The sequence below is a fragment of the Burkholderia sp. MSh2 genome (assembly GCF_000731655.1).
Taxonomy (GTDB): Bacteria; Pseudomonadota; Gammaproteobacteria; order Burkholderiales; family Burkholderiaceae; genus Burkholderia; species Burkholderia paludis.
This window is the reverse complement of sequence record NZ_JPGM01000057.1, coordinates 1-25167: the sequence shown is the minus strand read 5'-3', so window position 1 is coordinate 25167 and position 25167 is coordinate 1. Positions and strand designations below refer to the sequence as shown.

Below are 25167 nucleotides of genomic sequence, written 5' to 3'. Positions count from 1 at the left end.
GACCCCGAACCTCAATGTTTCCTGCCGGACCCTGATCCACCACCGGGCGGTCCGGCCCGCTCGGCAGCTTGATTCATTGCATTCTTGCGGCGCGTGCGCGCGTGACCGAATACTGCAGCGTGGACGGCTGGAGCATCGCGTCGAAACTCACCGGCTCCTCGGCCGGGTGCACGACGAGCAGCGCCTGGATCGCGAAGTAAAGCGCGTTGGTGGCCTGCTCGTTCAGCTCGAACGTCACCTGCACCTGCTGCAGGCGCGGCTCGTGGCGCGCGATGGCCTGCTGGATCGACTTGCAGATGAACGCGCGGTCGTAGTGACTCGCGAGGCTCAGCCCCGCAAAATCGTTCAGCCCGTAGGTCAGCACCGACTTCTGGCATTCCGGCAGCGCTTCCAGCTCGGTCTCGGTGTGTGCGATACGGGTGTTGAGGATCGCCTCGACGTCGCGGGCGACCGTGTTCTTGAGCTCGTCCAGCGACAACTGCCGCATCGCGGCCGAGGCCGGCAGGTGCGGTTCGTCGTCGAACAGCTTGTCGAGAAAACTCGGTTCGAATCGTTTCATAAGGGCCTGCTTCCGCTAATAACGGGCTTGCGAACGTGTGTTGCCGGTCGTGGTGCAAGGAGTGACGAGCGCCGTTTGGCCTTGCCAAACGCCCCGAAGGAAGTCCCCTTGGGGGACAAGCGACGAACGACGCCGCAATACGGCCGGCACCGCACGTTCCCCTGTTCGGAAAAAGTCATTCGTGGGGCCGGCCCCCAGAAGGGCCGATCGCCGCGTCACACTCCTCGCGAATACGTCGGGCATTCGCTTCGTCGCAATCCTTGCGCTCGGCCCTTCCGGGGGCCAGCGCAAGCCCGTTATTAGCGGAAACAGGCCCTGATTCACAGCGAAAACGGCAACGGGACGCTGCGCGTCCCGTTGCCGCAACCGACCTTAGACCGCGTAGGTCTTGTCGTTCTTCGTCAGGCTCCAGGCGCCTTGCGTGTTGCCGCCCTGGTTGCCGCCGATCTTCTGCTGGGTTTGCTTCCACTGCACGGCTGCGTACTTCAGCGAGAACGTCTCGAGCGGCAGACCTTCTTCGCGAACGCTCGGAGCGATGCTCGAGATGATCACGTACTTGAGCTTGACTTCCAGATACTGCACGCGCTTGCCTTCACCGTCCGCGCGCGAGAAATGAACCGTCACCTCGTCGAACGTGGTGCCGCCCGAAGCGTGCTGGTACAGCAGCGGGCTCGACGAATCGATTTCCTTCGTGAAAATCATGTCGCCGTGCTCGCAACGCGTCATCGTGTGACCGCCAGCGGTCGATGCGGTTGCCGAACGCGGCTGAACGATCGAGTGATCCCACGATTTCAGTTCGATCCAGCCCTGGTGGTCCTTGTCCGCGGACTCGCCCTTCACCGCGGGACTACCAAACTGCAAGTGCATATGTAACATGGCCCTTCGACTCCCCAAAGAGGTGGTTTTAACGTCCTACCCAGGCGGCCCGCCCGGGCGATTTACTCGCTTATGAATTTGCCGGTTTGGGCAGATCAGCGACAAGTCGCAGAGAAATCGAGAGCTCGTCGAGCTGAAAGTGCGGGCGCAGAAATGCGACCGAACGATACGAGCCCGGCTTGCCCGGAATCTCCGACACTTGTATGGATGCCTCGCGCAGCGGAAATTGCGCTTTCTGTTCCTGCGAGGCGTTATCGTCGAGCAGGACGTACTGCGAAATCCACCGGTTGAGGAAAGTCTCCACGTTCTGCGCCGATGCGAAGCTGCCGATCTTGTCCCGCATCATCGCCTTCAGGTAGTGCGCGACGCGCGATACCGAGAAGATGTACTGAAGCTGGGCGGACAGGACAGCGTTCGCATTCGCGCTGTCGGTGCTGTATTTCTTGGGTTTCTGCACCGACTGCGCAGCGAAGAACGCGGCGTAATCTGAGTTCTTGCAATGGACGAGCGGAATGAAGCCGAGATCGCTCAGCTCCTTCTCCCGGCGATCGGTGATCGCGATTTCGGTCGGGCACTTCAGCGCGACTTCGCCGTCGTCCGTCTTGAACGTATGGGTCGGCAGGTCCTCGACGAGGCCGCCGCCTTCGACGCCGCGAATCGCCGCGCACCAGCCGAAATCGTCGAACGCGGCCGTCAGGCGCGCCGCGAACGCCCACGCGGCGTTGCACCACAGGTACTTGTCGTGGTCGGTGCCGTCGACGTCCTCGACGAAGTTGAAGTTCTCGGCGGTCTGGCCGTCCTTCGGATTGAACGGCAGGCGGCCGAGGAAGCGCGGCAGCGTCAGGCCGACGTAGCGCGAATCTTCGGCGTCGCGGAACGACTTCCACTTCGCATATTCGACCGTATCGAACACCTTGCCGAGATCGCGCGGCTTGCCGAGGTCGGAGAACGACTCGAGGCCGAGCAGCTCGGGCGACGCCGACGCGATGAACGGCGCGTGCGCGGCCGCCGCGACGTGCGACATCTGCTCGATGAAGTACATGTCTTCGGGCTGGCGCGAGATCTCGTAATCGCCGATCAGCGCACCGAACGGCGAGCCGCCGAACGTGCCGAATTCCTCTTCGTAGACCTTCTTGAACAACGCGCTCTGGTCGAACTCGCTCGCGCCCTTGAAATCGCGCACGAGGTCGCGCTTCGGGGCGTGCAGTGCCTTGATCTTGATCGTCTGGCCCGTGTTGCTTTCCTTGACCAGATAGTCCATCCCGCGCCACGTGCTTTCGAGGCGCTGGAATTCCGGCGCATGCATCACCGCGGAAAGCTGCGTGGAAATCAGGCGATCGAGTTCCGCGACGCGCGCGTCGATCGTGGCCGACAGGTTGTCCGACACGATCACCGTGCCGTCGAGCACCTGGTGCACGAGTTCGCCGATCAGATCCTTCGCACGCGCATGTTCGGAATCGGATTTCGCGACCTTGCTCTTCTCGACGATGTCGTCGAGCAGCGAAGTCCCGGCGGCGTATTCCGCACCGCTTGCCTGGGCCGCAGCCGTTTGCTGGTTCATCTCAACACTCCGTCGTCATTCGCCGTCTTTGTCGCCGCCCGTGCCCTTCGCGAGCTCCTGCAGCTGCTGCGTATTCTTCAGCACCTCGGACAGCAGATCCTCGAGCTTGTCGTTGCCGGCGAGCTTGTTGCGCAGGTCGGCAAGCTTCGAGCGCGCCTCGAGCAGGCGGCGCAGCGGCTCGACCTGTTCGACGACTTCGTCCGGGCTGAAGTCCGACAGCGAACGGAACTTCAGGTCGACCGCGAACTTGCCGCCTTCCGGGCTCAGGCGGTTTTCCACCTGGAACGCGGCACGCGGCTCGATCGCCTTCATCACGTCGTCGAAATTGTCGCGATCGATGTTGACGAACTTGCGGTCGCGCAGCTTCGGCTGCTCGATCTCGGACTGGCCCGCCAGATCGCCGACGACCCCGACGACGAACGGCAGTTCCTTCACCTCGATCGCGTCGCCCTTCTCGACCTCGTAGGTCAGCTGGACGCGCGGCGGCCGTATTTTCTGCAAGCTTTTCTGAATGCTTTCTTTCTTGGCCATCTCGACGGCTCCCAGGTTAGTTGTGGTTATCGCGTCAGTTGCGGTCAGTTGCGCAGTGCGCCGAACGGATCCGCGCTGCCCTTTTGCGCCGCGGCGGGCGGCGTCGGCGCGGTGGCGGCCGCCTCGGCGGTCGCTGCCGGCGCGGCCTTCGGACGGTGAACGACCCGGCGCGGCGGACGCGGCTTCACGGGCTTCGGCTCCTGCGGGAACAACGCCGACTCGCCCAGCGTGTCGCGCAGCTGCTTCGCGAGCGCCTGCGCGTCGGACTTCGCGTCACCCGCGAGCGACGAATCCTGGCGCAGCTCGCCGAGCGACTGCGTCGCGATACGCAGGCCGGCCACGGCCAGCACGCTCTTCGCCTGACGGTCGGTCGCATCGCGCTGCAGCGCTTCCTGCGCGGCGACGATGGCCTGGCCGTAGTGGTTCTGCGCGAACTGGATCTGCGCAATGCGCGACCACGGCTCCTCACGCGTCGGATCCGACTTCGCGAGTTGCTGATACAGGCCGAGGGCCTTGTCCTGGTCACCGGCCTTCGCAACTGCGTCCGCATCGGCCAGCGACTTGTTGAACACATCGGCAGTCGGCGGCGCGGGGGGCTGGCTCGCACAGCCGGCGATCACGCCGCAAGCCACTACTACCCCGGACAGTTTTGCGAAGAGACGGTCTTTCATCGTTATTTCCACCAGCGCGTGAGTTTTAAATCGTAGAGAATCTGGTTCTTTTGCTTTGCAAGAAGCGCGCGGGTATAGTACCGATCAATTTTTCATAATTCAATCGTCGCGTGAAGAGTAATTCCTTTTAAAACCGGGCGCTACCCCCTTGAATGGCCGCTCGCAGCGGGCTCGCAGCGATTTTTCTTTCGGCCGGAATGGGCAAGTTTTACTGACTTCGCGACACGCCGCCCGGGCGGCGGAAAAAATTTCCGGACGCTCGCGATGACGCGGGCAAGCTTAATAGTTGAACGGTGCAATGCCGGGGATACACCGCAAACGCGCAAATACCCGGCAGTTTTGACAGGGATAAAGGCGGCACGCCGGAAACACGATGAGATCGTTCATGATTCGCTACGCGCTGCCGCTACTTGCCTGCGCCCTTCTGGCCGGGTGTGCGGCCGCGCCGCTGCTCGGTTCCGCCGCGAGCGCCGTGATGTCCGCGGCCGGTGTCGGCAAGCCCGAGGTGCCCGATGCGCAAAAGCCGCCGCGCAACATCGGCATCACGCTCGCCGCGGCGCCGAACCTGAATGCCGCAACCGACAACAAACCGCTCGCACTTGTCGTCCGGCTCTATACGCTGAAGGACGCGACCTCGTTCCAGCAGGCACCGTTCGACGCCTTTACCGATCCGACCAAGGAAAAGGCCGCACTGGGTACCGACTTGCTGAACGTGCGTGAAATCACGCTGATTCCTGGCCAGCGCTATACGGCCACCGAAAAGGTTTCGCGCGAAGCGCAGGCGTTCGGCATCGTCGCGCTGTTCCGCGATCCCGCACTACAACGATGGAAACTGACGTTCGATCCGGTGAAATCGGAGAAATCCGGCATAATCATCGGCCTGCACAATTGCGCGATGACGGTCACCGACGGCACCGTCATCGCCCCGCAACAGGGTGCGCCGTCACAACCGCTGAATATGCTGTCTTCGGTCTCCTGCGGTTAAACATGGCGCACGAATGTCAATTAACAAGAGTTAACAATTGGCGATCTAATTCGGGCACGAACGAATCGATTCCATCGCAACCCGACATTAACCGGATTTGACATGAGTTATTCGGCCAAGGTGCTGTGGGGGGAAGGGCTGTTCCTCCGGCCCCAACACTTTCAGCGACAGGACGCGTACCACGAGGCGCGCCTGTTCGAATCGATCCAGGCGATCCAGCCGTACAACTGGGGCGTGCGCTCGGTGCGCATCGACCGCGACGCGCTCGGCAGCAACGTGCTGCGGATCGCCGAACTCGCGCTCGTGTTCCCGGACGGTGCGCTGTATGCCGCGCCGCAGGCCGACGACCTGCCGCCGCCGATCGCGCTGGACACGCTGCCCGAGGGCATCAACGATTTCGTGTTCTATCTCGCGCTGCACCCGCTGCGCGAGAACGGCACCAACTACAGCGACGACCCCGCCGCCGGCTTCATGACGCGTTTCGTCAGCGACCAGACGAGCGTCGCCGACAATTTCACCGACGCGGCCGAGGCCGACATCACGTTCCTCAAGACGCAGGTCAAGCTGATCGCGCACAGCGAACCGCGCGACCAGCTCCTGTCGGTGCCGCTCGTGCGGGTGCGCCGCACCGCGACGTCCGGTTTCGAGATCGACGACAGCTTCGTGCCGCCGTGCCTCGCGATCGACGCCTCGCCGATCCTGCACCAGCGGCTGCGCCAGCTGGTCGACGCACTGCAGGCGAAGGTGAACGCGCTGTACGGCTTCCATCGCGAGCCGTCGAAGAACATCATCGAGTTCCGCTCGGGCGACATCGCGTCGTTCTGGCTGCTGCATACCGCGAACGCGGCGTTCGCGACACTCGCGCACCTGCACCAGCACGCGGCGCTGCATCCCGAGCGGCTGTTCCAGGAACTGCTGCGGCTCGCGGGCCAGCTGATGACGTTCTCGAAGGGCTATACGCTCGCCGACCTGCCCGTCTATCGCCACGACGATCCGGGCCCGAGCTTCGCGCGTCTCGACCTGATGCTGCGCGAACTGCTCGACACCGTGATCTCGACGCGCTACTTCGCGATCACGCTCGACGAGGTGCGTCCGTCGTTCCATCTTGGCCGTCTCGATTCGGGCAAGATCGACGACAAGACCGAGTTCTACCTGGCGGTATCCGCCGACATGCCGAGCGTCGAGCTCGTCGACGCGGTGCCGGCCCGCTTCAAGGTCGGCGCGCCCGACGACGTCGACAAGCTCGTGCTGTCGGCGATGCCGGGCGTACGGCTGTCGTACACGCCGCAGGTGCCGCCCGCGATCCCGGTGCGGCCCGGCGCCTGCTACTTCGCGCTCGATTCGCGCAGCGCGCTGTACGAGCGCATGCTGCAGGCCCAGTCCGCGATGATCTACGCGCCGACTGGCATCAATGACCTGAAGTTCGAACTGATCGCGGTCACATCATGAGCTACGCGCCCTCCCTGTTCGGCGACAATGCGCCGCCTACCCTGCATAGCCCGGCGTCGACGGACTCCGCGTTCCAGGCCCGTTCGCTGCTCGACCTGCTGTACGACGGGTTCTTCATGCTGTTCCTGCTCAAGAACGGGCGGGAGCCGGAAAGCGCGAGCGAGTTCGGCACGCGAATCCAGGAGTTCCTGTCCGACTTCGAGCGCGGCGCGAAGAAGCTGAATATCGCGGCCGAAGACGTGTACGGCGCGAAGTTCGCATTCTGCGCGGCCATCGACGAGATGGTGCTGTCGTCGCAGTTCAAGATCCGCGCCGACTGGGAGCGCCGGCCGCTGCAGCTCGTGCTGTTCGGCGAGCAACTCGCGGGCGAGAAATTCTTCCAGTATCTCGAGGATTGCCGTGCGCAGGGTGCGGTGCGGCTGCAGTCGCTCGAGGTGTTTCATATGTGCCTGCTGCTCGGGTTCCAGGGGAAGTACCTGCTCGAGGGGCCGGAGAAGCTCGCGTATCTGACGGCGCGACTGGGCGACGAGATCGCGCACATGAAGGGCAAGCGCGCACCGTTTGCGCCGCATTGGCCGCTGCCGGATCAGATCGCGCACCGGTTGAAGCGCGAGGTGCCGGTGTGGGCGATCGGGGCGGTGTTCGCGCTGGTGGCGCTGCTCGGGTACATCGGGCTCAACACGTATCTGAAGGACAAGACGCTGCAGGCGCTCGCGCCTTATTCGCAGGTGATCAAGGTCGGGCCGGAGTCGGCGAATCTGACGATTTCGCTGCCTTGACGGGCGGCGGTTTCTCGAACCTCGCTTCACGATGAAAAGGACCGCCCCGGCGGTCCTTTTTGGTTGCGGCGTACGGTTTTCGTCGTGCGCGCGGCTACTCGCCGTTCGAATCCAGATCGAGGAAGTCGTCGTGGCGATCGTAGTGATCGAGACAGCGGACGAGGTCGTCGATCGACGCGCCCGGTTTCTGACGAAAGGCCAGATCGACGACGTCCTGGAAGTGCTCGCACGAGCAGCGGAATACGTAACCAAGCTCCGCGACCCGCTCGGGGTAGCTCTCGCGATCCTCGTCGTCGACCTGTACCTTGTCGCCGATATGGATCGTCTGCTGCGGATACCAGCCGGCGTCGCCGTCATCTCCATACACGTCGTATCGCCACGCCGGATCGTAGCCCTCCGGCCGTTCGGCCTTCGCTCGCACAACCGCGATGAAGTCGGCAAGCGTGAACGTCCTGTTCTTGAAATCTGCCGGGCCGCGAATCTGCAATCCGATGCGCTCGCATTCGATACGCGCCAGCAATCGCTCGACCCTGTCACGCTCGCACGCCAGCACGCCGGCATCGGTGTCGCGTGCCGCCGCAAGCGCCCGCTCCAGGAACAGACGCGCCGATCCGCCGCGTGACGTCTCACACATCAGATCGCCCAGTGCGACGAGCGACTGGGCGAGCGCAACGCGATCGCCCTCCTGCCCGGCCTCGGTCAGCGCAAGATGGAGAGCGGCTTCGCCGCGATCCGTCATGCCACGATCGAGCAACATCAGCGCCTTGCGAAAGGTCTGCCGCGCACTCACCGCGACGCCCCGTTGCCGGACAGATCCGTCAGGCTCATTTCCCGCGCCCCTCCGTGCAGCCCCGCATCGACAGAAAAGCCGAGAAACCGTCGGCTACCGGCGTCGTCTCGCCCGTCTCGTGCGACCAAAGGACGACGACCGGCTCGCACATTGCCCCGGTTCGGTCGTAGTCGAAGCAGTAGTAGTCCCCAGTCCCGAACTCGGCAAACGGCAACAAGTGCGAGAAATCGGCATCCGTATGGTCGAAATTGTCTCGCCACGCGCGCCAGCCTTCGTCGTAGCGCCGCACGATCGAATTCCACGTCCTGCGCGGATTGCGTGCATCGAAGACGGGGAACACGGGCAGTCCGCCGAGCGACCGGCCATTGTTGAGCCGCAGCCATTCCTTGAACGAGCGCGGCAACGCGCGGCCGAGTGCGGCTTCGGCCGCCTCGATTTCTGCCAAAGTCGTACCGATGGTTGGCGTCCCGGTCATCGAGCGGTTTTCCTCCAGGTTCGCGGCGGATGTATCGGCGTATCGGCCGGGGCGGCCGGGGCGGCCGGGGCGGCGACATCGCGTGGAATCGACGACGCCGCGGCACTGGCTTGCGTGATGTTGTCGCATTGCGCTTGCGTCATGCGGGCTATCCTCGGTTCGGCCTGGCCGCCCCGGGAATCGACAATCGACAACCTTCTCATCCCGGGCTCCGCAGACTGCTCCGATATACCCGCGTTCGGCTTCGCACCGTCACGGCTCGATCCACCAGTCGAGCAGCGTATCGTCGTCCGGATCCTCGAAATTCCGGTAGATGTTCGCGTAATACCATGCGAGGCCGGTTCTCGCCGTGAAGCTGTCGAACACCTCGCGGATGCGCTCCCCGCCGATCCGGTACGGTACCGAAAGCGCGAGCGAGCCGCCGTAACGGCCGTCGAGTGTGCCGTTCAGTCCGGACTCGACGTCGCTCGCGAGCCGATCGATCTCGTGATCGGGGATCGCATCACCGTATATCTGGATACAGTAGTTGCCGCCCCGCTTCAATACCGTGGCCGGACGCACGGGGTCGTCTATGCGAACAAGATCGCCTTTCGCCAGATTCAGCGCGAGGCCGGGCGATGCCAACAGTTCGTAGATGCCCGGCTCGACCTGACGCGCGGGAAGTTCTTCGTGAACGGGCGCGCTTCCGGAGCTGCCGGCATAGACGTAGATCAGTTCGACATCCTGGTCGCGGCCGTTCATTTCATGCTCGCCTTTATTCACCCGTCGATCATCTCCATGAAAACCGGTACATCCGCATCCGGTAGTGCCTCACCCATCCGCGACCGGATCTCGGCAAGGAATGCCGGCCGGATTTCATACGTGTCGTCGAAGATATCGCGTGAGTACTTCCCGACGAACAGCTCACACCAGATACATAGCGCGTGAGCGAAATGCACAAGGGATGGCGCGACGCGCAACGGCGCCCAGCTGCCCGCGCCGTGGCGATCGAACAGCACTTCGCCTTCCGGCACGACGATAACCGGATCGCCGCCCATCTGACCCAGCGCGATCCAGTCGTCGCACCATCCGGACAGACGCCGCCCCGATGCGTCGACGCGATAGCCGGTCTGGCCAATCGTGAGATTCGCCTCGTTGCCGTACAACACGAGATCGTCGGCAAGCCACGGAATCGACAGATCGACGCCGTCGAGCGCGGCGAACCATGCGGTCATTGCCGGGCCGACAGCGTGGCGCCCGGTGAGTGTCGCGTGATCGGGCTCACGCGCGCCGATGCCTGCGTGCGCGTCCACCATGTCGCGAATTTCGACGACGCATTGCTTCAGGTCCCGAATCGGCATCATGTCTCCTGTTGACGTAACGTGTCGTCGAATCGACTGCGAACGATAGCGGCCCCGCATCGATCATGCAGGCGCGCCGTGAAATTCCGCCAGACGTTGGCGGCGAATAATAATGTTGCCGGCTTAACCTTCGACTGCCTCGTCGAAATACCACGCCAGGAACGCCGAGAACGTAGCCCAACGCGCATCGATTTCGCCGGCCATGAAGCTCGCATGTGTGCCCAAATCGTAGTCATGCACGGCACCGGACAGCGTGTCGTACAGGTACATGCCCTCGCTTTCATCCGACGTCAGCGGCAGCAGATGATCGGCAAACGCATAGCGATCCCGCACGTAATCGAGCGATTCGACGATACCCGAGTAATCGAGCAGATCCCACAACTCGGCGACTGGACGCGGGCTGGTGAAAGGCCCTTGGTACGCGAGATAAAACACGGCGAAATCGGTGTCGCGCGCGATGCCGAGACGATCGAGCGCGCCGAGGACGGCCTGCGGGTCGTCGCGTTCAACGTTGCCGGTCTGTTTCGCCAAATGGGCGTACACGTTGTCGGTGATGGTCATTGCGGCTCCGCCCGATGTCCGGTCGTCGCGGGTTCTATCGGACGTCAGCGTGGCTGGTGAAGTACGGGAGCACAATGCCCTGCCGTCGGCCTGCTCACGCGTCGTCAGAACAGGATGAATTCGTCGTTCTCGACGTAGAAGACGAACGCGTCGAGCAACTGCGCAACGCTCGGTTCGTCGACCTGATCGTGAGCGTTGATCACAATTTCCTCGATCATCGTGTTGCTCAGCGTGACGCGCCAGCCGGGTTGGAGTGTCACGGTCGATGCCGCGATTTCATCCGCGTCTGCGGCTTTCAGGTCTTCGGTGAATTTGCCCTCGGTGTCGGGCGTCCACGGCATCGGCGGCAGGCAAAGCCATCCGGCGAAGTCGCCCGGGTGTTCGAGAATGTGCTTCAGCGACGCTTCGGTCGTGATCGTTGTCGACATGGGAATTGCAGTGATAACTGGGGTAGTCGGTCGGAACAGCCAAGCGGCGGTTGCAAAAATACGTCACTCGCAACGCTCAAGTGATCGACGTCGCGATTATGCCCGTTCCTGCAGTGTGAACAACACGTCAGACTGCATGCTCGACCGATGGCAAGCAGATCATGCCGGATACCCGAAATATACGATGTCGAATGCGTCGATCCAGTGCGCGAACTCGTCCGGCAGCACGTCACGCAAACATTCGACAGCTTCGATCCGCTTGTCGGATGCGAACGTCACCACGTCTTGTGTCGAGGCACCGTGAATGGTCAAGACGATCAGGCTGCCGCATTTCCCGGCAAACGCAGCACGCCGACAGGCGCCTGGATCCTCAACGTCATCGAAAAACACGACTCCCGACGTCGTCAGATCTTCCTCCCGACAACGAACATAGCCCCAGTCCGCGATCCTGACCGGGTGTGCGTGAAACGCGGCTTCAAGCGAGGAATAATGGACCGTCATCTTTGTCGCGGCCGCGTCCAGATGCCTGCGTTGAGCAGCCGGTCAGCGTTGATAGCGAATCGTTTATTCATACTCAATCTTTGAACCACGCGATCGAATCCGAAATAATCACCTCTTTCAAACCGAGCAAGGCATCTCACTCAACCACCCGAATAAACTGGAATTTCCCCTTCTGGAAACCCTCCTTTCCACCCGCAAGGAATACCATCCCTTCTATAAATATCATACACTTTATCACTCACCGGAAGCCGATCATCAAAAAATGTCACATTCACGAGCAATACGTAAAAATCCCCACAAATCACATCGATAATTTATTCCAAAATACCAATCCCCTCCCCCTTGAAATAATATCCGGCATTACCTCACCATCAAACACATCAGATCCAATTTGATAAAATTTGCCACCCAGACCCAAATCATCTTCCAAATTCACTCCCTCAACCGTTCGAGCGTTACCCTCCAAGATATGAATCCAATACCGATACCCACCACCCTTAATTACATCCACATCTTGATCGCAAGCGAATATCTCGGCATTCTCTGCATTATTTACAACAATTTCACTTTCTCGAGATACGAATCCGCCCCACAAAAAATCGGCCCATTTATCAGAGAAAGAAGCATTCTCACAGACGCCCAAAGCTTCGACACGCACAAATCTTGATTACCCACAAATCGCCTTGAATTTCAAATTTACCCAAAATATCGCCGCACGTCGGTTGCCCCTCGCCAGTTAACTATCGAATTATTGCTTCTCGCAAGCGTCGCCCCGCACTTCTTGCAATCCCTCATCAACATTACCACCTTAAATCTACCGACGGCATTCATCAATCGTCACGCACTCACAGCCAAATCCGGAAGAGAGATACTGCTTCCTTCCAATATACACATCGCTTCATCCAAAAATCTCAAAGGAAGATCCGTCCTTTCTCCATAGAGATCGACAATTCCGACCTCCACCACATTATCTACCAAAATTAAAAAATCGCACAAATCCTCGCCGTGCAGCATGTCTTTAAGACTATCTGGCATTGGGTCCCCTCGCCCGTTTAGATCAAGCAATGTCCCTCGTGAATCCCATTCCGCCATGCTTCGACTCGAAGCCATCGAATCCAGATGACTCAGCAAGGCGTCAATAGCCGGGTGAGAAATATCCTTATATTCACAGTATCGCCTCAAGCACAAAGATGCATAGAGTTGCCTTCCCTCAGAAGAACAACTCGACAATCTTTTAAGCAACTCAATTCTATTCATGATGACCACATCGTCGAATCAAGTTCATATTAAACTTCTTGAGCAACGAATTACACCAAGCATTGCCCCTTGTCCATATCACGAACTCTACTCATACTATTTTTACTACGTACGCTGGCAACAGATGCCGTTGTGCCATCTAAACCTTGGAAACAATCATCGCAATGCTATTCGGTCGCAGCGATACCGGAAAACTTTGCGCTTTATCTGCAAGCCTGCCTGCGAGTTTGCCGCTCAAGCCCAGAGGACGGTCGTCTCTCGTTCAACGGAATTGCCCATACTAATTGAGCCGCAATGGTACCGTCGCCAGTGACGCACACTCATCCATTCGCATGCTGTCTATTCCCGCGTGCTGCAGGCATGCATCCTCATAGGCAACGTGCTCACCATCGCATTGCGAAGCCAAGAAAGCATCGATTCTCTGAAATTCGACATCCGAAGCAATATCAACTGCATAGAGCGATAACCCGTTGGTTCCTCTGGCTCAAGATCTCAGGCCGCTGGCTGACACACGACGTAGGTTTCCACGCAGGGCAGAAGCTCCGCGTTCACGTCGAACACGGCAAGCTCAACCAATCGACAACGAGCGCCAGTAGTTCATTCAGATTACCAGGACCACCGTACCCGACGAATTCCGTTTCGGTTGCCTTCACCGTGATCCAATTTTCTTCATCGCGCTCTGCATTCATATCGACAGGCTTCCTCCCTGACGCACCGCTTACCTTGACCCTCCAGCCCGGGTTGTCAATATTGGTAATCTCGACGCCATAAGAGTGCTCCCAAACATCGTCGCATTGGGAGGTATACCAGTTTTGCAAAGCATCAATCAGATCACTCATTTGCACAGCCCCTTTCGTCTCGCCAGTTCCCTTGCAACACGAACGTCTTGTTTAGTCGCAGCCCTTGTAACCTCTGTCTTTTTCGACGTCGTCACTTGGCCGTTTGGCCCAACGTTAATTGTACGAGTCTGAACATGAGGTGTCGGAATATCTGTTCCCGTGGCCTTATCGAAATGCGATGCCCCTTGCAGATCAATGTGGCCTTGTGCTGTGGGCGTAGAGAACGTTACCGAATTTTGGTTGATCTGCTTTGAAAGTTCTTGGGCCATCTCAGTTGAATCTTTCGGCCCCTGAGACGCGTAATCGTTGCAGCTAGGCAAGCATTTAGGACATTGCTTCGAAAGCCCCAGTGGATCGACCCATTGCACCGGGTTTGGCGCGTATTGATAGACTTTTTACACCGACACGCTCGCCCCTCGTATACGCCGCAATCCCTTATCCAGCAAGGCTTCCAGCCCTTCACCTACGCCACGTCAGTAATTTTTTCCTAGACACGATTTTCCCGATGCGCGCACCCGGGCGCAAGCGCGGCCCACGCATCTTGCAATGCATGACACTTGCCCCGCCAAGCCTATTCGCGGCGGGCTGACGTGCCCGCCTTACTCGTCCTCGTCCTCGTCCTCGTCCGCTTCCGTTTCCGCTTCCGTTTCCGTTTCCGTTTCCGTTTCCGTTTCCGTTTCCGTTTCCGTTTCCAGTGCCGCCAGCAGCGTCCCTGCGGCCGCGACGTCGACGTCATCTTGGTACTCTGGCTCCCGCATCGCGCCGGGTGCGTCCGCGACGAAGTGCAGCCCGATGACGCTCGCGCCATCGCGCAACACGTTGCCCATTTCGGCCGCATTGTGCGCGAGCACGACGGCGAGCCAGCACGCGAGACGCACCCAGCATCGCGTCCTCGCTGAACACCACGTGGTGCAAACTGCACCATGCCGCCAAACATTGTCTGCTCTGGCTTTGTGCGATTCGCAGCCGCAGCGGCGACGCCTCGCCGCTCAAGAATGTGGTACGTCTCAAACGCTTGGCTGAGCGACCGGTTTGCACGCGTTTTGGCGCGTGCGTCATGTCTGTGCTATTTCAAGGGGGTGGCGCATTTTGGACCAACACGATATTTCCACTACAAACGACGCCGACCACAGCGCAACGGCCAGCGCCGGAATTCGGCAATTGTCGGGGGCGGCGCTGGCCGACACGAACGACGAACATCGTGCAATTGCCGATACCTGGCTGCGGCTGGCGATCGCCGGAATTCAGTAAATGCACCTCAGCGACGATGCGCGCCGGGTGGTTGCGGAACGACTGTTCTAGTCGCCTACAGACTGGCGACTGGCGGCCGCCGCTGCGTTTCTCCCCGATCGGGGGAGAAACGAGTAACCGCGCGTGGATCAATTTCAGGCTTCAGCGCCCAGAAACAGCAAGGGCCGCTCGCGGCCCTTCGTTCACCCGGAAAATCTTTTTCCGTAATCATCCATGTTCTCAACCGCAACACGCAACTGGCAACACCATTTATATGGTTTTGTCTCGTATGGATTTTTTATTACCGTCCCCTCTGAAAAAACATATTCGGGCAAAGCTTCATCTATCGGCATGAAAAGGTAAATGTAATCCCCTTCGCGCAAGACAACAACATTCCCGTCAAAATCCCTTGCATCATCCGTTTTCGAAAGACCAACTATATTCTCATCAAACGGCCGCTCATTATCAAAATCAGCATATATTCTGGAATTTATTTTCACATATTTAACATTTCCCACGAGCACCTCGCTGTCCCCTCGGAATTGGATTCTGCTTTGTAGGCTGAAATAACCGCTGAGCATCCTGCGCAGTTAGCCCATCAACCGTTGCATGATTCATCACCATGCTTCCGGTGGTTGAATTTAATTTCCCGTCCAGGGTAATTGTTCCTCCAGCCCTCTCAATATCGCCAACCGTGGCTACTCCGACTTGATTATGCTGAAACGGTTGAGACAGTGTTTCTAGCGTTGCGCCGGGAGCAGCTTGCGTAGAAATACCACTCAATTTCCCGTTTGCATCCGACATAACACCGCTTCCCGTTTGAAAACTTTCGGCAGTACATGCCCCACCGCGACAGACAAGATCGGTATCGGCCAGAATGCAGTGCAATCCCAATGGATCGATCCACGATATCGGATTGGGCGCGTACTGGAACGGATTCACGCCACCGACCAGCCCAATGGGATCCTTACTAATAAACCGGCCACTGTTCGGATCGTAGTATCTGTACCGGTTATAGTGCAGCCCCGTCTCCTCATCAACCTGCTGCCCCTGGAACCGCAACGGATTCCTCGGCACGACCCCCGCTGCCTTCGACGCCCGCGCGATCACCTCCCGCGCTTCTCCCCATGCCCGATACGACGCCTCCCACACCACCTCGCCATCATCGTCAGTCAGCAATTGCGGTGTGCCGATCTGGTCGCAGTGGTAATAAAACGCGTGCGCGTCACCAACCCGTTCCGGCATCCTTTGCAGCGGATCGTCTTCCGGCGCATAGCGATCGACATCCCCGCGTGACGGCGTCTCGACACCTCCTACCGCCGCACCGACATACTGCGCCAGCGGCACGAACGACCCCGCCTCGTACAGGTAATGCGCGCTGCCTTGCTCCCCGCTCTCATACGCCAGCGTTTCGCCATCCCAACCGAACACCGTGCGCTCGCCGTTCACCTCTTTCGCAATGCGACGACCCAACGCATCGTAGAAGTACCGCGACTCGCTCCGGCGGCCAACCTCCTCCACCGTCGCTGCCGTCGCTGCCGTCAGCCGATTGAACGCATTCCACTCACCGGGTCGACGATATTGCTCGCCGGATCGAACCCGAACCGTTCCTTGCCAGCCGCTCCGATCGACTCGAGCAACCGACCGACCGGATCGTAGCGATAGTCCGTCAGCCCCCTGCGATTGCCCTCAATCTGCACGAGCTGGCCAGTTTTGGACCAACACGATATTTCCACCGCAAACTACGTCGACGGCAGCGCGACGGCCAGCGCCGGAATTCGGCAATTGTCGTCGGCGGCGCTGGCCAACACGAACGACGAACATCGTGCAATTTCCGATACCTGGCTGCGTCGTGCGATCGCCGGAATTCAGCAAATGCACCTCAACGACGGCGCGCGCCGGGTGGTCGCGGAACGGCTTTTCTAGCCGCCGACAGACTGGCAGCCGCCGCTGCGTTTCTCCCCGATCAGGGGAGAAACGGGTAACCGCGCATTGGTCGATTTCCGGACCACGTTCGAACATCTTGCCCAGAAACGACAAGGGCCGCATAAGCGGCCCTTGTCGTTCATTACCTCAGTCGAAAGCTCACGTCATTTCCCATGATCTGCAAATCCTCGATTTCAAGTCGATCATCTTGAGGAAATGGGCCAACCAGATAAAAGCCTAGTGCGGCGATCTCGTGTTCCAACCGATCTATCTCTACAAAAAGCTGATCGTTCGCTGCTTGCTCGAACTCCCGGAATAGTTGTTCATACAGGCAGAAGCGCGGTACGGGCGTAAAGCCTCCTAGCATGAGCGCCTCCTTCGAGGAACTCACCGTGACCTCTCCCGCTAAATCTCCGCCGTGATCCATCAAGTAGAACTCCATCATCGTGGACACCGTGTAGTTGATCCAAGTGCTTCGAAAAGTCCCTTAAGCTTTTCATCATTAAAGCCGTCCGCACCATCAGGATGAACGATTCGAGCGTGATTTGGAAATTTGTTCGTCGGATCTTCAATTACATCAAACCCAGCACTTCGGACGGCATCTGCCGTGCCTGATGCTACGGTTTCAGTTGACTTCAGCAAGCCTGTTGCCTTCGGAAAGGCACTCCTCATCTGATGGGCTGCATCGTACGGACAACAGCTATGCAGGCCCGAAATCCCCGGAGGATTGAGCTTCTTTTCTGGCTCTTTCAAACGAAGATTATCGATTGCATTACCACCGATCCGATTGACACTTGATGACCCGGGAAGCGAGTTGCCTGATAGCCCCAGTGGATCAACCCAGCTTACCGGATTGGGCGCGTATTGATACCCGTTCAGCCCACCTGCCAGCCCGATCGGGTCCTTCGACACGAACCGCCCACTGCTCGGATCATAGTACCGATGCCGGTTGTAGTGCAGGCCCGTATCCTCATCAACCTGCTGCCCCTGGAACCGCAGCGAACTCCGCGGCACGATCCCCGCAACCTTCGACACCCGCGCAATCACCTCCCGCGCTTCGCCCCACGCCCGGTACGTCGCCTCCCACACCACATCGCCTTCATCATCCGTCAGCAACTGCGGCGTACCGATCTGGTCGCAGTGGTAATAGAACGCATGCGCATCACCAACCCGTTCCGGCAACCGCTGCAACGGATCGTCTTCCGGTACATAACGATCGGCCGCACTGCGTGACGGCGTTTCGAACCCTTCTACCTGCGCACTCACGTACTGCACCATCGGCACGAACGAGCCAGCTTCGTAGAGGTAGTGCGTGCTGCCTTGCCCCGCGCTCTCATACGCCAGCGTATCGCCATCCCACCCGAACACCGTGCGCTCGCCGTTCACCTCTTTCGCAATGCGACACCCCAGCGCATCGTAGTAGTACCGCGACTCGCTCCGGCGAGCGACCTCATCAACCGTCGCTGCAGTCAGCCGATTGAACGCGTTCCACTCGTAACGTTGCTCTCCAACCGGCGATCTGCGGTGGACGAGATTGCCCCGCGCGTCGTACGTGAAATGCTCTCCGGCATATTGCTTCAACAAATTGCCCAACATCTTGGGCACTTCCGCAGGCAACGTACTCTCCGCACGTACCGGACTCGGCCGGCTCTCCGTGCGAGGCGGTTCAACACGTGCCGGATCGATGATATTGCTCGCCGGATCGAATGCGAACCGCTCCTTGCCCGCCGGACCGATCGATTCGAGCAACCGACCGACCGGATCGTAGCGATAGTCGGTCAAGCCTCTGCGATTGTCTTCAATCTGCACGAGTTGGCCGGCTGCGTCGTAACGGTACCGGCGCTCCGCCAGCGGCGCAGGTGCATTCGCACGCTGTACCGTGCGTTGCGCCAACCTCCCGGCACGATCGTATGCAGTGCGTTGATCGATCTTGCTCGGCAGGGTACGCAATGTCTCCCGATGCAGATCGTCACGCTCGATCTGAACGAGTTCCTTGCCGTCCAGCATCATCCCGTGGACGTGCCCGGAGCCGTACGTGAGCCAGTCGACGGCATGGCCGTCAGGCCGGACTGTTCTGATGCGGTTGCCGATTTCGTCGTACTGGTGATGCCACACGAAACTCCGGCTCGCGCCGAACAGGTCGTAAGCGTGATGCTTGGGCGCGTATTGATACCCATTCAGTCCACCCACCAACCCGATCGGGTCTTTGCTGATGAACCGACCCGAGTTTGGATCGTAGTACCGATGCCGGTTATAGTGTAAGACCGTCTCTCAGCCAACGGAATTGCCCGCGCTAATTGAGCCGCAATGGTACCGTCGCCAGCGACGCACACTCATCCATTCGTATGCTGTCTATTCCCGTGTGCTGCAGGCACGCATCCTCATAGGCAACGTGCTCACCATCGCATTGCGAAGCCAAGAAGGCATCGATTCTCTGAAATTCGACATCAGAAGCGATGTCAACTGCAAAGAGCGATAACCCGTCAGTTACCGAGCATTGTGCTCCAAGTTGCGTGAGGCTCTGGACAATTGCCTTTCTGGTTGTATCATCCTCCGCAAATACCCGGAGGGTCGAGTGCCCCCCCCGAGCAACTACTCCAGCGGCAACAAGTTCGCCGTCAATCTCCTCGGTCACGACCGTGTCACCTTTGCTCACCCCACATATGTAGTAAGGCACGTTGTCGATCACGTAGGAATTCTCGCCAAGAGCCCCTCCCCACAGTGATTCGAAGCCAACGGGCGGATATCCGTCAGCATCAGTCTTCAGACGAAACACGATTTTTGCGAAGCCTGCCATGATGATCCTATTCATTTCCGCATGGGTTGCGCCCCAAACGGTTGAGTTGCTTAAAATTTTCCTTCAGCTTATTGGAGAAGCCGCGATTGCACTTACGGCATAGCAGTTGGGTGTTTTTTTCGTTGTTCGCCCCGCCCAGCGAGTCGGGTTCGACGTGATCGAACTGACGTTCGTTCGCCGGAGGTGTGACACCGCGTTGACTCTTTTGGCCAGGAATGACGTCGGTGCCACAGCACTCGCACTTTTCCGTTCCAAAGAAGTCTTTATTCTCCTGAGCAACCTTCTGTTTGACTGAGGCCGGGATGCGTGCCAGCCCAACCGGATCGATCCATCCGGTTGGCGCGGGTACATATTGATAGACGTTGATCCCACCCGCCAGCCCAATCGGGTCCTTGCTAACGAACCGCCCACTACCCGGATCGTAGTACCGATACCGGTTGTAGTGTAGCCCCGTCTCCTCATCAACCTGCTGCCCCTGGAACCGCAACGGATTCCTCGGCACGATCCCCGCTGCCTTCGACGCCCGCGCGATCACCTCCCGCGCTTCTCCCCACGCTTGATACGACGCCTCCCACACCACCTCGCCATCATCGTCAGTCAGCAATTGCGGTGTGCCGATCTGGTCGCAGTGGTAATAAAACGCGTGTGCGTCACCAACCCGTTCCGGCAACCTTTGCAGCGGATCGTCTTCCGGCGCATAGCGATCGACATCCCCGCGTGACGGCGTCTCGACACCTCCTACCGCCGCACCGACATACTGCGCCAGCGGCACGAACGACCCCGCCTCGTACAGGTAATGCGCGCTGCCTTGCTCCCCGCTCTCATACGCCAGCGTATCGCCATCCCAACCGAACACCGTGCGCTCGCCGTTCACCTCTTTCGCAATGCGACGACCCAACGCATCGTAGAAGTACCGCGACTCGCTCCGGCGGCCAACCTCCTCCACCGTCGCTGCCGTCAGCCGATTGAACGCATTCCACTCATAGCGCTGCTCGCCCGCCGGCGATCTGCGGTGGACGAGATTGCCCCGCGCGTCGTACACAAAATGCTGCCCCGCATATTGCTTCAGCAAATTGCCCAGCACCTTGGGCACTTCCGGGGGCAACGTACTCTCCGATCGCACCGGGCTCGGCCGGCTCTCCTTGCGGGGCACGTCAACGCGCACCGGGTCGATGATATTGCTCGCCGGATCGAACCCGAACCGTTCCTTGCCAGCCGCTCCGATCGACTCGAGCAACCGACCGACCGGATCGTAGCGATAGTCCGTCAGCCCCCTGCGATTGTCCTCAATCTGCACGAGCTGGCCAGCCGCATCGTAACGATAGCGGCGCTCCGCCAGCGGTGCAGGCGCGTTCGCACGCTGTACGGTGCGCCGTGCCAGCCGCCCCGCCTGATCGTACACCGTGCGCTGATCGATCCTGCTCGGCAACGTCCGCGACGTCTCGCGATGCAGATCGTCACGCTCGATCTGCACGAGTTCCTTGCCGTCCAGCATCATCCCGTGAACGTGTCCGGAGCCGTACGTGAGCCAGCCGACCGCATGACCGTCGGGCCTGACCGTTCCGATCCGGTTACCCGTTTCATCGTACTGGTGATGCCACACGAAACTCCGGCGCGTGCCGAACAGGTCGTACGCGTGATGCTCGCGCACCAGATTGCCGACCGGATCGAAGAAGCGCTGAACCCGGCTGTACCGGTTGCTCGCTTCGATCAATCGGCCCAACGGATCGTACGTGAAGCGCTCCGCGTCCTCACCGGCCGAGCGGCCTTGAAGCCGTCCGCCGCGGTCGTGGGACATCGTCATGACCTGCCCGGCCTCGTCGACCGACTCGAGACGGCTGCTCGCCTCGTCATACGCATAGCGCGTGACCTTCCCGTCGAAATCGATCTCCTCGATCAATCGGCCTGTTGCGTCGTAATGGAACGTGTAGTTCGCGTGATTCGGATCGGTCAACGCAACGAGCCGCCCGAGCCGGTCGTAGCGGTACGACAGCGATTGCCCCAACGCATCGGTCCGGCTGCTGACGCGACCGCTCGCGTCATAGCCGTAACGTGTGTTGCGGTTCAGCGGATCGATTTGTGTCAGCAGGCGCCCTTCCGCGTCGTAGCGCATTTGCTCGCGGCCGGCCGGCGACATGACCTCGATCAACTGGCCATTCTCGCCATAACGGTATGCGGTCACGCCGCCCGCTGCATCCTTCGTCTCCGAGAGGCGCCCCTGGGCGTCATACGTCCACTGCGACGTCTTCCCCGAGCAATCGGTATAGCTGATCAGCTGGCCGACGTCGTCGTACTTCAGCGCTTTCGTGCCGCCCTTCGCATCCTTGATCCGGGTAAGCAGCCCGCGCCCGTCATAGGCATACTCGGTCTTGTGCCCGAGCGGATCGACTTCCGCCACCGTGTTTCCCGCGTCGTCGTATTCGCGCAGCCACGGGTGGCCAAGCGGGTCGGTCACGCGAACGAGCTGGTCCTTCGGGTCGTACGCCATCTCGATCACGCTGCCGTCGGCACGTTGATGGCGCACGAGGTTGCCGCGCGCATCGTATCCCATATGCTCGACGGTGCCGTCGCGGTGAATGTACTGGACGAGCATGTCGTTCGCGTCCCGATACATCCACTCTTCGCTGCCGTCCGGGTGAATCACACGGAACGAATAGCCCTTGCTGTCGTAGTAGTGATGCGTGACATTGCCAAGCGCGTCGGTCACGCTGACCATCCGGAAATCCGGATGCCATGCGAGACGGACCTCGTCGCTACCGTCGTCGGCGTATTCGCGGAAGCACTTTGCCTTCGGCCCGTCGCCGTTCCACTCGAGGTTCACGCCTCGACCGGTGCGATCGGTGTATCGCGTCACGAGGTGGTGCCGATAGCGATACTCGCGACGATTGCCGTAGCGATCCGTCGCTCCGATCAGATCATTCCCGTCGTCGTACTCGTAGTGCGCGAGTGTGCCGACGTACTCGCCTTGCGCGCCATGATGCGCAGCGCCCACGATTCGCCCCCGCGAGTCGTGTCGGAACGCAACCTGCGCGTGCGGTGCAATCAGTCGACGCAACCGTCCCTCGGCATCGTAATCGAGCGTCAACTGATTGCCGGCGCGATCCTTGACGAATGCGAGACGAAACGCGTTGCCGTGACGCTCGTACGCTTCGAGCAGCGCATGCCCGCGCGTCACCGTCAGCCACTGCTCGTCCAGCCGCAATAGCGTTTGTCCCTCGGAAAGATCGTCGTGCGCACTTCCGACACCGAGCAACGGGTATTCGATGCTTCGTCCGACGGCATCGTGATAGACGAGTTTTTCCGCTGCGATATCGAAGCGGGTCGTATACGGCGTAATCCAGCGGGCGCCCAATTCGCCATGCGCATCGTTCGCGTCGAAGAACGATCGATAGGTACGCTGCCAGGCAATCGGCAACGGCCCCTCGATCGTGAAATCCTCATGGTTGACCTGTTCGTCGCCGAGCGCGAATCCGATCGAATGCCCGGTGGCGGCCGGCGGCGTCTTGACAGGAAAATGCTCGCGACAGCAATTCGGCCCCGGATGCTCCGCCTCGGCCGTCTTCTGCAAGCTATCGGTACGCTGCTCCGCCCGTTTTTCATGGACCTTCGCCGTCCCGTGCTCCTGAATCCCGGTCGTCTGCGGTTTCGGATTGCGCTTGCGCCAGCTCCGCATGCCGTCTTCGCCGATCGTGATGATCCAGCCGAGCTTGCCGGCATCGTTCCCGTCCAGCTCGCGAATGCACTTCTGGACCGTCGGAATCCGCTTGTAGATATCGTCCGCGAAAAGCTGCAGCTTCTTCGTCGAATTCGAGTCGATCAGGTCGGCAGCCGAGGTCGCCGCGTTGACGACGACCTTCGCCTCGACCTTGCGGACGTCCGAGAAGAAACCGCCGATGTTGTCGAGAACCTTCCTGCCGTCGTACGCGACGATCGCGGCGCCGACGCCCTTCAAATGCGTGCCGGCCGACGTCACGTTGTGCCCGACCTCATACTTCTTTCCCGCCGCGTGCGCGAATACGTCGGCGATCGCCTTCATCAGGTCGCCGATGAACCTGGCACAGTGGTCGAGCAGCTCCTTCAGCCCGTCGCGTATCACCTTCAGGAATTTCTCGATCTCGCCCGCGTAACGCTCCTGCACGTTCGCGACGATCGCCGAGATGATCGAATCGCGCAGCACCATCACCGCAGCCTCGCCGGCTGCCTTGCCGCTCTCGACGATCTTCTGCCGAATCAGCTTCAACACCGGGCGCGCGCCGAGCCGAAGCTCGGCCGTGGCCGGCGGCAACGGCACGACGCCGATCAGATCGAGGCCGAGGTTGACCCAATCGAACAGGTTGATCGATTGGCTGCCGCGCTCGATCATCTCCTTGATATCGAGCACCGCATCGACTGCCGCGAAGATATTCGCCAGGACCGGCACGTTCTCCGCGACGGTTTTCAGCCGATTGACGTTGACGACACCGCCGCTGACCTTGATCAGCCACTTGTCGAATACATCGATACCGGCCTGAACGTCGGCCTCCGTGATCTTCATGATCGGAGACACGAACACATCGGTAGGTTTGGGTTGAAGGACGCCCGCAGCGGTCATGATTTTTCTGTTCTCGAATATTTGAAAGGGGCGACGCTCAGCTCAATTTCAGTGCGGCCGCGGCGCTGCGCGCCGACTGCGCCAGACCGCCGACCTGCCGGGCGGCGGCACTCAATTGCCCCGCCTGCGACAGCGCCGCCTGCGCCCCCGCCGGCAGCACGTTGCCCGCTGCCTGCTGCGCGATACCCAGGCCCTGGCCGGCCACCGCCTTCGCCAGGGCGGCTCCGCCTTGCGACGCCGAGCCCGCCAGCCCCGCGACCGCCTGCGCCGCGCCCAGCGCATTCGACGCACCGGCCGGCAGCATGCCGCCCAGCGCCTGCCGGGCCATGCCCATGCCTTGGCCAACGGCAGCCTTCGCCAATGCCGCGCCGCCTTGCGTCGCCGCACCGGCCAGGCCCGTCAGCGCCCCCGCCGCACCGCCCGCCGCCGGCAGAAACGAGCCGAGCTGTGCCTGTGCGGTTTCCGCGGCGTCGGCCGCCGGCGCCGGATTGGCCGGCCACGGCGCCACATCGAACCGGCTCGACGTCTGGTCCTGCGAGCGCGAGTCCTCCCCGAACTTCACCTGCACCGCCCCGGGCGGCAGGCCGCTCACGATCATGTGCCCGTTGTTGTCGAGCGCGCCTTTCTTCAACAGTCCGCCGTTCGCATCGAACACCGAGAACAGACCGCCCTTCACCGGCTGGCCGTTCCCGTACTGGTGCAGCAACTCCAGTTGCCCCGGCTGATCCGGCCGCGGGCTCGGCAGCGGGTACCCCATGCTGGCCGGCCCGGCGAACGTGTGCGACGCACCCTTCACATCCACGGCGCCCGGCGTGTGAATCTCGATGTTGCCGCCCTGGATCCGGATATAGCCGCCGCCGCTCGTCAGCAGGATCCCCTGATCGGCCGCGATCTCGATCTGCCCCGTCGCCGACACCACCTTCACCGCCTTCTGCGCGGTCACCTCGATGTTGTCCGACTGCGCCTGGATCTCCACCTTGCCCTTGCCCGCGAACAGCTTCATCCCCGCGTTCTGCGCGAA

Annotated in this window: 26 protein-coding genes and 2 pseudogenes; 5 read left to right on the top strand and 23 right to left on the bottom strand. The window is 60.5% G+C overall.

Translation table 11 applies throughout. The features are described 5' to 3' along the window. Positions 1 to 73: 73 nt before the first annotated feature. From tssE to GQ57_RS29120, 5 genes are all read right to left on the bottom strand, one after another. A complete protein-coding gene (gene tssE, locus GQ57_RS29140; protein ID WP_031400967.1) occupies positions 74 to 559 on the bottom strand; it encodes a type VI secretion system baseplate subunit TssE in 486 nt (161 codons plus the stop codon). 372 nt (positions 560 to 931) lie between these two features. Then, a complete protein-coding gene (locus tag GQ57_RS29135; protein ID WP_006477093.1) occupies positions 932 to 1435 on the bottom strand; it encodes an Hcp family type VI secretion system effector in 504 nt (167 codons plus the stop codon). A 70-nt stretch (positions 1436 to 1505) separates the two neighbouring features. Continuing rightward, positions 1506 to 2996, bottom strand: coding sequence for a type VI secretion system contractile sheath large subunit (gene tssC, locus GQ57_RS29130; RefSeq protein ID WP_006477094.1), 1491 nt, complete (start codon positions 2994 to 2996; stop codon positions 1506 to 1508). Between the two features lie 15 nt (positions 2997 to 3011). Continuing rightward, positions 3012 to 3527 (bottom strand): type VI secretion system contractile sheath small subunit, encoded by a 516-nt coding sequence (gene tssB / locus GQ57_RS29125; protein WP_006484395.1) that lies wholly within the window; start codon positions 3525 to 3527, stop codon positions 3012 to 3014. A gap of 44 nt (positions 3528 to 3571) precedes the next feature. Continuing rightward, positions 3572 to 4198: a tetratricopeptide repeat protein gene (locus tag GQ57_RS29120; protein ID WP_031400968.1), complete on the bottom strand. Its 627-nt coding sequence runs from the start codon at positions 4196 to 4198 to the stop codon at positions 3572 to 3574. A gap of 373 nt (positions 4199 to 4571) precedes the next feature. Here GQ57_RS29120 and tssJ point away from each other — a divergent pair, with 373 nt between their 5' ends. From tssJ to icmH, 3 genes are all read left to right on the top strand, one after another. Next, complete coding sequence (gene tssJ, locus GQ57_RS29115; RefSeq protein ID WP_031400969.1) at positions 4572 to 5183, top strand: type VI secretion system lipoprotein TssJ; 612 nt, start codon at positions 4572 to 4574, stop codon at positions 5181 to 5183. 102 nt (positions 5184 to 5285) lie between these two features. After that, entirely contained in the window at positions 5286 to 6632 is a 1347-nt protein-coding gene (gene tssK, locus GQ57_RS29110; RefSeq protein ID WP_031400970.1) for a type VI secretion system baseplate subunit TssK, read from the top strand. Then, positions 6629 to 7411, top strand: a complete 783-nt coding sequence (icmH, locus tag GQ57_RS29105; protein WP_031400971.1) for a type IVB secretion system protein IcmH/DotU — start codon at positions 6629 to 6631, stop codon at positions 7409 to 7411. The genes tssK and icmH overlap by 4 nt, the downstream gene beginning before the upstream one ends. 94 nt (positions 7412 to 7505) lie before the next feature. Here the strand turns inward: icmH and GQ57_RS40385 are convergent, their stop codons facing one another. The 11 genes from GQ57_RS40385 to GQ57_RS43445 all read right to left on the bottom strand — a co-directional run bounded on the left by GQ57_RS40385 (position 7506) and on the right by GQ57_RS43445 (position 14429). Beyond that, positions 7506 to 8168 (bottom strand): DUF7716 domain-containing protein, encoded by a 663-nt coding sequence (locus GQ57_RS40385; RefSeq protein WP_052007320.1) that lies wholly within the window; start codon positions 8166 to 8168, stop codon positions 7506 to 7508. A 67-nt stretch (positions 8169 to 8235) separates the two neighbouring features. Continuing rightward, the gene (locus tag GQ57_RS29095) at positions 8236 to 8805 is read right to left on the bottom strand and encodes an SMI1/KNR4 family protein (protein WP_265183119.1); all 570 of its coding nucleotides are present in this window, start codon (positions 8803 to 8805) and stop codon (positions 8236 to 8238) included. A gap of 123 nt (positions 8806 to 8928) precedes the next feature. Next, on the bottom strand, positions 8929 to 9417 hold the full coding sequence (locus GQ57_RS29090) for a DUF4265 domain-containing protein (protein ID WP_031400974.1): 489 nt from the start codon (positions 9415 to 9417) through the stop codon (positions 8929 to 8931). Positions 9418 to 9434: 17 nt separating this feature from the next. Continuing rightward, positions 9435 to 10019: a hypothetical protein gene (locus tag GQ57_RS29085; protein WP_031400975.1), complete on the bottom strand. Its 585-nt coding sequence runs from the start codon at positions 10017 to 10019 to the stop codon at positions 9435 to 9437. Positions 10020 to 10139: 120 nt separating this feature from the next. Then, positions 10140 to 10577, bottom strand: a complete 438-nt coding sequence (locus GQ57_RS29080; protein WP_034199687.1) for a hypothetical protein — start codon at positions 10575 to 10577, stop codon at positions 10140 to 10142. A 104-nt stretch (positions 10578 to 10681) separates the two neighbouring features. After that, a complete protein-coding gene (locus GQ57_RS29075) occupies positions 10682 to 11005 on the bottom strand; it encodes a DUF7716 domain-containing protein (protein ID WP_031400977.1) in 324 nt (107 codons plus the stop codon). Positions 11006 to 11164: 159 nt separating this feature from the next. After that, positions 11165 to 11506 carry a hypothetical protein gene (locus GQ57_RS42215; RefSeq protein ID WP_152601833.1) on the bottom strand — a complete coding sequence of 114 codons (342 nt, stop codon included), beginning with the start codon at positions 11504 to 11506 and terminating at the stop codon, positions 11165 to 11167. Positions 11507 to 11807: 301 nt separating this feature from the next. Further along, positions 11808 to 12164 carry a hypothetical protein gene (locus GQ57_RS42210; protein WP_152603376.1) on the bottom strand — a complete coding sequence of 119 codons (357 nt, stop codon included), beginning with the start codon at positions 12162 to 12164 and terminating at the stop codon, positions 11808 to 11810. Positions 12165 to 12343: 179 nt separating this feature from the next. Beyond that, on the bottom strand, positions 12344 to 12763 hold the full coding sequence (locus tag GQ57_RS43905; RefSeq protein ID WP_075122996.1) for a hypothetical protein: 420 nt from the start codon (positions 12761 to 12763) through the stop codon (positions 12344 to 12346). A gap of 548 nt (positions 12764 to 13311) precedes the next feature. Next, positions 13312 to 13602 (bottom strand): immunity 53 family protein, encoded by a 291-nt coding sequence (locus GQ57_RS40375; protein ID WP_075122998.1) that lies wholly within the window; start codon positions 13600 to 13602, stop codon positions 13312 to 13314. 599 nt (positions 13603 to 14201) lie between these two features. Continuing rightward, entirely contained in the window at positions 14202 to 14429 is a 228-nt protein-coding gene (locus GQ57_RS43445; protein WP_175190447.1) for a hypothetical protein, read from the bottom strand. A gap of 262 nt (positions 14430 to 14691) precedes the next feature. Between GQ57_RS43445 and GQ57_RS43140 the strand changes: the two genes are divergently transcribed. Then, on the top strand, positions 14692 to 14853 hold the full coding sequence (locus GQ57_RS43140; RefSeq protein WP_160257560.1) for a hypothetical protein: 162 nt from the start codon (positions 14692 to 14694) through the stop codon (positions 14851 to 14853). A gap of 182 nt (positions 14854 to 15035) precedes the next feature. Here the strand turns inward: GQ57_RS43140 and GQ57_RS40365 are convergent, their stop codons facing one another. Further along, complete coding sequence (locus tag GQ57_RS40365; protein WP_235215145.1) at positions 15036 to 15332, bottom strand: hypothetical protein; 297 nt, start codon at positions 15330 to 15332, stop codon at positions 15036 to 15038. A gap of 385 nt (positions 15333 to 15717) precedes the next feature. Next, positions 15718 to 16553 (bottom strand): annotated as a pseudogene (locus tag GQ57_RS44295) (RHS repeat-associated core domain-containing protein); the annotation flags it as partial. On the opposite strand from GQ57_RS44295, the gene GQ57_RS42190 reads away from it, so the two are divergent. Further along, positions 16546 to 16758 (top strand): hypothetical protein, encoded by a 213-nt coding sequence (locus tag GQ57_RS42190; RefSeq protein ID WP_034199685.1) that lies wholly within the window; start codon positions 16546 to 16548, stop codon positions 16756 to 16758. The pseudogene GQ57_RS44295 and the gene GQ57_RS42190 overlap by 8 nt on opposite strands. Positions 16759 to 16900: 142 nt before the next feature. Here GQ57_RS42190 and GQ57_RS29060 read toward each other — a convergent pair whose 3' ends face one another. The 5 genes and pseudogenes from GQ57_RS29060 to GQ57_RS29040 form a co-directional block, all read right to left on the bottom strand. Next, positions 16901 to 17203 carry a hypothetical protein gene (locus GQ57_RS29060; RefSeq protein WP_031403271.1) on the bottom strand — a complete coding sequence of 101 codons (303 nt, stop codon included), beginning with the start codon at positions 17201 to 17203 and terminating at the stop codon, positions 16901 to 16903. After that, positions 17200 to 19017, bottom strand: a pseudogene (locus tag GQ57_RS38550) (RHS repeat-associated core domain-containing protein); the annotation flags it as partial. The gene GQ57_RS29060 and the pseudogene GQ57_RS38550, both read right to left, overlap by 4 nt. Before the next feature lie 34 nt (positions 19018 to 19051). Next, complete coding sequence (locus tag GQ57_RS29050; RefSeq protein WP_034199705.1) at positions 19052 to 19555, bottom strand: DUF4265 domain-containing protein; 504 nt, start codon at positions 19553 to 19555, stop codon at positions 19052 to 19054. Positions 19556 to 19562: 7 nt separating this feature from the next. After that, positions 19563 to 24146 (bottom strand): RHS repeat-associated core domain-containing protein, encoded by a 4584-nt coding sequence (locus tag GQ57_RS29045; protein ID WP_160257559.1) that lies wholly within the window; start codon positions 24144 to 24146, stop codon positions 19563 to 19565. Positions 24147 to 24183: 37 nt separating this feature from the next. Beyond that, positions 24184 to 25167, bottom strand: a 984-nt coding sequence (locus GQ57_RS29040; RefSeq protein WP_034199684.1) for a DUF2345 domain-containing protein, incomplete at its 5' end; no start/stop codon positions are given.

Coding starts and splice junctions, on each gene's coding strand:
- tssE (WP_031400967.1), bottom strand. CDS start 559: ATGAAACGATTCGAACCGAGTTTTCTCGACAAGCTGTTCGACGACGAA.
- GQ57_RS29135 (WP_006477093.1), bottom strand. CDS start 1,435: ATGTTACATATGCACTTGCAGTTTGGTAGTCCCGCGGTGAAGGGCGAG.
- tssC (WP_006477094.1), bottom strand. CDS start 2,996: ATGAACCAGCAAACGGCTGCGGCCCAGGCAAGCGGTGCGGAATACGCC.
- tssB (WP_006484395.1), bottom strand. CDS start 3,527: ATGGCCAAGAAAGAAAGCATTCAGAAAAGCTTGCAGAAAATACGGCCG.
- GQ57_RS29120 (WP_031400968.1), bottom strand. CDS start 4,198: ATGAAAGACCGTCTCTTCGCAAAACTGTCCGGGGTAGTAGTGGCTTGC.
- tssJ (WP_031400969.1), top strand. CDS start 4,572: ATGAGATCGTTCATGATTCGCTACGCGCTGCCGCTACTTGCCTGCGCC.
- tssK (WP_031400970.1), top strand. CDS start 5,286: ATGAGTTATTCGGCCAAGGTGCTGTGGGGGGAAGGGCTGTTCCTCCGG.
- icmH (WP_031400971.1), top strand. CDS start 6,629: ATGAGCTACGCGCCCTCCCTGTTCGGCGACAATGCGCCGCCTACCCTG.
- GQ57_RS40385 (WP_052007320.1), bottom strand. CDS start 8,168: ATGTTGCTCGATCGTGGCATGACGGATCGCGGCGAAGCCGCTCTCCAT.
- GQ57_RS29095 (WP_265183119.1), bottom strand. CDS start 8,805: ATGCGACAACATCACGCAAGCCAGTGCCGCGGCGTCGTCGATTCCACG.
- GQ57_RS29090 (WP_031400974.1), bottom strand. CDS start 9,417: ATGAACGGCCGCGACCAGGATGTCGAACTGATCTACGTCTATGCCGGC.
- GQ57_RS29085 (WP_031400975.1), bottom strand. CDS start 10,019: ATGATGCCGATTCGGGACCTGAAGCAATGCGTCGTCGAAATTCGCGAC.
- GQ57_RS29080 (WP_034199687.1), bottom strand. CDS start 10,577: ATGACCATCACCGACAACGTGTACGCCCATTTGGCGAAACAGACCGGC.
- GQ57_RS29075 (WP_031400977.1), bottom strand. CDS start 11,005: ATGTCGACAACGATCACGACCGAAGCGTCGCTGAAGCACATTCTCGAA.
- GQ57_RS42215 (WP_152601833.1), bottom strand. CDS start 11,506: ATGACGGTCCATTATTCCTCGCTTGAAGCCGCGTTTCACGCACACCCG.
- GQ57_RS43905 (WP_075122996.1), bottom strand. CDS start 12,763: ATGAATAGAATTGAGTTGCTTAAAAGATTGTCGAGTTGTTCTTCTGAG.
- GQ57_RS40375 (WP_075122998.1), bottom strand. CDS start 13,602: ATGAGTGATCTGATTGATGCTTTGCAAAACTGGTATACCTCCCAATGC.
- GQ57_RS43445 (WP_175190447.1), bottom strand. CDS start 14,429: ATGGGCAACGTGTTGCGCGATGGCGCGAGCGTCATCGGGCTGCACTTC.
- GQ57_RS29060 (WP_031403271.1), bottom strand. CDS start 17,203: ATGATGGAGTTCTACTTGATGGATCACGGCGGAGATTTAGCGGGAGAG.
- GQ57_RS29050 (WP_034199705.1), bottom strand. CDS start 19,555: ATGGCAGGCTTCGCAAAAATCGTGTTTCGTCTGAAGACTGATGCTGAC.
- GQ57_RS29045 (WP_160257559.1), bottom strand. CDS start 24,146: ATGACCGCTGCGGGCGTCCTTCAACCCAAACCTACCGATGTGTTCGTG.